This is a genomic window from Pseudomonas fluorescens, from assembly GCF_005938625.1.
Classification (GTDB): Bacteria; Pseudomonadota; Gammaproteobacteria; order Pseudomonadales; family Pseudomonadaceae; genus Aquipseudomonas; species Aquipseudomonas fluorescens_BD.
Genome location: NZ_VCNJ01000021.1, coordinates 1 through 4,703, shown reverse-complemented (window position 1 = coordinate 4,703; position 4,703 = coordinate 1). Strand labels below are relative to the sequence as shown.

The following is a 4,703-nucleotide window of genomic DNA, read 5'->3' as shown; positions in this document are numbered from 1 at the left end:
AACAGTGAAGTTCGCCCGGCCGGGGCTGGTAGCGTCCAGCCTGACGTCCTCCTTGATCAGGCGGATCGGGGCGCCGTTGATGGACAGTATCTTGTGCAGTTTCACGTCTGCTCACTCCCGCCCAGCCACTTATCCACACGTCCCAGCACTTTTTCAAAACCGCTCAGCGCGGGGTTGTCGTTGGTTCCTTCTCCGTTGCCGGCACCGCCGTCACCGACCGGGCTTCCCGGGGCACCTTGAGCGTCGACCTTGTTGCCAGCGCGCCGGCCTTCGACTTTCTCCGGGTTCGATTCGCGTTCGCTCAGCGTGAATTGCACCAGCCAGGCTTTCAGGGTGTCGGCTTCCCGCGCACTGACGCCGTCGGAGAACTCAACCTGACGCACGCCGAAGGTTTCGGCGGTGTCGTTCACGATCCGATACAGATGCAACTGACCGCCGCCGGCGGTGGCTTCAGCCATGCGCAATAGATCCGTCAGCTGGGTTTTATCCACAAAGGGAATCATCAGTGAGACGGCCAGCGTCTTGGGTTTGAAGCCCTTGTGCGCCTTGTCGGTGTTGCTGGTCTGGCCGGACATGTCGCCGCTTTCGATTCGCAGGTTGGCCGTGACTTTGAGGTTCTTGCCTTGGACTTTTTGCCCGTCGAGTAGCAGCGTCATAGGCCCACCAGTTCCTTGACGAAACTCAGCCCTTCTTTGCTGCCGACCAACAGCAGGCCGGCGCACTGAATCCATTCGTGACCCGGGGCGTCGCCGGCCAACAGTTCGCGGCGTAGTTCGCCGACAGTGCCCGGGCCGATCAACCGCGCGCGCATGCTGACGTCAGGGTTTCCCCCAGCCAACAGCTCTTTCAGATCAGCCAATTGCTTATCCCGTCCCTGCTGCTGGGCGCTCTTGCGCGCTGCCAGCGCTGCCAGATCGGCCAACGGCGAGCTGTCGGCGGCATAGCCTTCCAGCACGGCTATTTGCCCCGCCATCGACTGTTTGGCGGCTTTGACCACGGTGCAACGTTCCAGCGGCAAACCTTGCCAGCGCGGCAGCGGTCCGGCGCCGGGGATCTCCCACTTTTCGCTCTCCAGTTTGAGCAGGTGTTGCGCCCGGCGCTCTGTGCGCACCAGGTCAGGGATCGGCAGCAGTGCATTGAATCGCGCCAAGCTGCTGGCCAGCTGTTCCAGACGCGTGCCCAGAAACAGGATCGACAGCGCGTATTGCGGCCCGGTGGGGCGCCCGCTGTCGCTGGCGTCTTCCAGTTTTCTGGCGAGATGTTCCAGCGCGTTAGGCGCGGACAAAAAGCGCTGATAGCCCGCGCCCTGGCCAACGCCGCTTTGAAATGGCGTTACCACCAGGCACGCCGGAACCTGACCCATCTGCTCGGCGAGCGCTGCACGTCCGGACGCGATCGCGCCTTTTGCTGCATCACCGACCGGCCCCGGGTTGGTGTTGGCCAGTCCACTCAGGCCAGCCAGGCGCTGGGCGGTGCTGGCCAGTTCGTCACCGGCCAGATCCTTGGCCGCTGACAGCCCACCCATCCATTGCGTGGCCTGCTCCGGCCAGCGCATTGTCACCGGTGCCCAGGTCATGCCGGCGGCATCCAGGTGATGGCTTTCATTGCCTTCAGACTTTTGTCTTTCTGAGCCTTCGCCACAGCTTGGCGCAGTGTTTCCGCGTGCTGCTGCGCCGCTTGCCGGAAGCGCACCAGGTCAAGGCTGACTTTCTGCAACTGTTCGATGGTATGCGGCCGGAAGGCCAGCACCTGGTCGGCGTCATAGCACGGGTAAACGTCGTCCAGGCCCAGCAGCACCTGGCCGTTTAAATTCAACTGGTCATCGATGGCGCTGCTGTAGTGGTATGGCTCACCCAAGGCACTGGAATTGAAGCCGCCGGCGATATAGGCCGTGCTGCCGGCGGCGATCGCTTGCAGCTTCTTGTCCCGAAGCGCGGCCAGCACGGCTTCGATGTCTTCGATCCATTCGCCGTCCTTCCAGATCTGGTTCGGCCCAGGCTTTTTCATGGTGTAGCCCGACGGCACCGGTTCGAAGCCTTTAAGCGTCAGCGGCTCGCAGGTTTCGGTGCTGTACACCACGACGCCGCCGAAGTAATCCACCAACTGCCACGCCGCGCCATTCCACCACGCAGCTTTGTGTTCCGGGATCGCGGGCGGCGCCGTTTCCACGCACCCACCGGGAATCAGGTAAATACCCGGTTCCAGCGGCGATTCTTCAGCCTTCACGGCGCCGATGAAGATGCCCAGGTGATTGGTCTGATAAACGAGTTTTTCCGTCATGCTCGATCTCAATACTTGATGCAGTAATAAAGGGCCATGTTCTTCGGCCGGGTTTCGGTACCGCCGGCGGCGGCGACAGTCACGCCGTGGGTGTGGGCACCGCCGCCACTGACGCCGACGTTATGCGCATGCTGGCCAGCGGCGCCGATGCCGACGTTGTGTGCGTGGTTGCCCTGGTAGTCGGTGCGCATCGGCTGGTTGTCTGCGTTTTTGCCACCCGGCATCTCAAGATCGACGATGTTGCCGCCGCCGGATGGGTAGCCCACGGAAATGCCCTGGCCCGATGCGGCGATCCGCCAACCGTGGTCGTGGTTACCCTGTGCGTCCGTCCAGGCACCGTGGGTGTGATTGCCTTGCGCATCTGTCCAGGCGGTGTGCAAGTGATCACCGACAGCAGCGGCCGAGGCGGCGTGAGCGTGAGACTGCAATGCCATATCCTGAAACGAGCCGAATGCCCGGCCGGCATCCAACCCGCGCCCATCGTCAAACGCACGGGGGAACAGACCGCGCATGTCCGGCACGTTGAAGGTGGTCGTCCCATCGCCTACGCCGTAGAACGTCCCAATTCGCGCAAACAGGCCCGCAAACGCCGTGCGTGAGATCGCAGCGCCGTTACAGGCGAGCCAGCCGGCCGGCGCCGTATACATGCTGAAGCCGGCAACCATGCCGGTCATCGAGTCGCCGACTTGCTTCTGCAGTTTGTTCAGCGCGGCGGTCGTCGCCAGAATCTCGCTACTGTTGGTGGTTGGATCGTCGCTCTTCGCGTTGGGCAGGTTGCCGAGTCCGACGTCTTCTTTGGTCGTCGCCCGGGCGCGCAGATTCGCGTAATCACCCTCACGCGCCGCGAAGTGTTGAACGAGTGGCCCAGCGATTGGCTCGGGCAATCGCTCGTCCCAAAACGCCGTCGGGGACGTGTAATGGGCGATACGCACGCAGTAATGGCGCACGCCGGCGGCGTCGGTGTAGTCGGCCTGATCGCCATAGACGACTTTCCACGTCGCCACCCGATCGTTCAGTTGCCGTTCCAGGCAGACATCAAGCGTGATTTTTCCTTCGGGAATGACTCCGGTGAACGGCAAAGGCTTGGAGAGAAAGACCCGAATACCCTCGATGTAGGCAGTGCCCGCGCCCAATTGAAAGCCGTTTTCGCTTTTGCCGAATGCGAGCGAGTTACCGAAAAAGCAGGCGCGTCCGTACAGCTCGCGATTGCTCAGCCGCTCACGCTCATCGATGCCGGCAAGACGCACCGTAAAGTCATGCTGCCAGGTGCTGGCATCAATCGTGATGCCGGTCAGTTGCATCGCACCGTCATAGGCCACCAGAAAGTTTCGGGTGACGTTGTTGCCGATCTGCTGCGGCGGAATGTTCTTTCGCTTCTGCTGCAGCGGCACATAGGAAACGGCGAACAGCAAGCCGTCGGCATCTTCAAGGCCGATCCAGTTAAAGTCCCAATCACCAATGTCTGACCCCAACTGGGCGCTGTACACGACCTGGTTGGGATTCACGAAGCCGGCGTTTTCCGGCGGTATGTCGTAGACGTGAACGATCTGGCCGGCCGGCGGTTTGCCGGCGGCTCGATCCACCGGGGTTTCCGGGTTGAGTTGGGGAATGTTGGCAAAGATAAATTTGCTGACGATCAGCGGTTTTTTCTGGCTTTGCTTCAGGGCAATCTGGCTTTCGCCGGCCAAAGTAATACTGGCGCTCACGGTGCGCTCCTACAGGCTGGCGACCAGCGTTTGCTGGTCGTCGTTGAAGTCGATCAGGGCGATTTGCAGCCCCACGGGGGTGATGGTCACGAAGTCATAACGGCGGCAGGTGCGGCCGTACTGTTGGATCAGCACGCGCAACAGTTCAGGGTTCAAAGACAACTGAGCGTTGCTGAACTTCAGCAGCACGACGTCCCAATCGCGGTCGGGCTGGCGCTCCTCGATCTCGACGTAACCCACGCCAAGACGCATGAAAATGCGCTTCAGGCCTGCGGTGCTGCCAGCGTCGACGGAGTTGATAAAGGCGTATTTCACCCGCAGCCGGAACAGGGATTCCGGTTCGCCTTGAAAGCGCGTCACGTCGCGCTGCCAGGCCCACAGTTCAAGAATGCTCATGTGGCAGGTGTCGGGATCGATCTGCGAGTAAGGCCAACGCAGCCAACCGCTGACGGTTTCCCACCACGCCTGTGCAGCAGCCACCAGCTTCGACAGCTCGGTGCCACCGAGCCAGAACGGCAGTTTGATTTTGATCATTGCAGGTTCACCTTTACCGACGTCAGACGGGGGATGTTCAGACCACTAACGACGTCGACGCCGGGGGCAAACCGTAGTGAGGCGATATCGGCAAACTGCTGGTGCAGCTCCTCCGCGAGTCGACTGAAGCTGAAGCGCGACTGGGGATAAGTGAGCGTCGGTTGATAATCGCGGGGCGTGCTT

General features: G+C 61.5%; 5 protein-coding genes and 1 pseudogene. All 6 read right to left on the bottom strand.

All coding sequences use genetic code 11. The features are described from left to right. Positions 1-101: 101 nt before the first annotated feature. The gene (locus tag FGA82_RS13875; RefSeq protein WP_141127508.1) at positions 102-656 is read right to left on the bottom strand and encodes a DNA-binding protein; all 555 of its coding nucleotides are present in this window, start codon (positions 654-656) and stop codon (positions 102-104) included. After that, positions 653-1,576, bottom strand: a complete 924-nt coding sequence (locus FGA82_RS13870) for a hypothetical protein (protein ID WP_141127507.1) — start codon at positions 1,574-1,576, stop codon at positions 653-655. The genes FGA82_RS13875 and FGA82_RS13870 overlap by 4 nt, the downstream gene beginning before the upstream one ends. Next, positions 1,573-2,280, bottom strand: a complete 708-nt coding sequence (locus FGA82_RS13865) for a hypothetical protein (RefSeq protein ID WP_141127506.1) — start codon at positions 2,278-2,280, stop codon at positions 1,573-1,575. Before FGA82_RS13865 ends, FGA82_RS13870 begins: the two co-directional genes overlap by 4 nt. 8 nt (positions 2,281-2,288) lie before the next feature. Next, positions 2,289-3,986, bottom strand: a complete 1,698-nt coding sequence (locus FGA82_RS13860; RefSeq protein WP_141127505.1) for a phage tail-collar fiber domain-containing protein — start codon at positions 3,984-3,986, stop codon at positions 2,289-2,291. Between the two features lie 9 nt (positions 3,987-3,995). Then, the gene (locus FGA82_RS13855; protein WP_141127504.1) at positions 3,996-4,520 is read right to left on the bottom strand and encodes a phage tail protein; all 525 of its coding nucleotides are present in this window, start codon (positions 4,518-4,520) and stop codon (positions 3,996-3,998) included. Further along, positions 4,517-4,703, bottom strand: a pseudogene (locus FGA82_RS13850) (baseplate J/gp47 family protein); the annotation flags it as partial. The gene FGA82_RS13855 and the pseudogene FGA82_RS13850, both read right to left, overlap by 4 nt.